We start from the raw sequence: 829 nt of genomic DNA on the forward strand, positions 1-829 counted from the left end.
ACCGAATACTTCAGCACGAGCTGCTGCAGTAGCTGCTTCAACAACTTCACGACGTGAAAGGATGAAGCGGTTCTCTTTAGGATCAACTTCCTTGATTTTAGCATCAAATTCTTGACCTACGAAACGCTCAGTGTTACGTACGAAACGAGTATCCAACATTGAAGCTGGGATAAATCCACGAACACCTTCAAATTCTACTGAAAGTCCACCTTTAACGGCACGAGTTCCTTTAACAGTAACAACTTCTTCTTCGCGTCCTACAAGTTTGTCCCATGCTTTGCGAGCTTCAAGGCGTTTTTTAGATACAAGGTATGTAACTGTATCAGTATCTTTACCAACTACTTGACGAAGTACAAGAACATCCAATACTTCTCCTACTTTCACAAAGTCATTGATATCTGCATCGCGATCGTTTGTCAATTCGCGAAGAGTCAAGACACCTTCAACACCAGTCCCAGAGATTGCAACGTTAGCTTGAGTCGCATCAACTGTCAATACTTCAGCACTAACAACATCACCAGGCTCAACTTGGCTAACGCTATTTAGCAAATCTTCAAATTCATTCATCTAAAAAATCCTCCAACAATCAAGTTTTTTCAAACTTGACATACTTATAATTTTTTTCCTAAGCACCCGCAAAGACATGTTCATATCGTTCACGTCTTTCAATTATAAAAATAAAATACCCTAAGATATTTTTCTTTTTATCTTGAATTTATTACCTAAGAACTGGGGTAGCTGGATTCGAACCAACGCATGAGGGAGTCAAAGTCCCTTGCCTTACCGCTTGGCTATACCCCATTGATGAATGGAGAGAGAGGGATTCGAA

General features: G+C 40.2%; 1 protein-coding gene and 1 tRNA gene. Both read right to left on the minus strand.

The features are described from left to right. A partial coding sequence (locus tag GMD5S_RS0210100; RefSeq protein ID WP_016893904.1) for a S1 RNA-binding domain-containing protein occupies positions 1-567 on the minus strand: 567 nt, incomplete at its 3' end. A gap of 162 nt (positions 568-729) precedes the next feature. Continuing rightward, positions 730-801 (minus strand) — tRNA-Gln (locus GMD5S_RS0210105). Positions 802-829: the final 28 nt, after the last annotated feature.

It is taken from the genome of Streptococcus sp. GMD5S, from assembly GCF_000298715.2.
Classification (GTDB): Bacteria; Bacillota; Bacilli; order Lactobacillales; family Streptococcaceae; genus Streptococcus.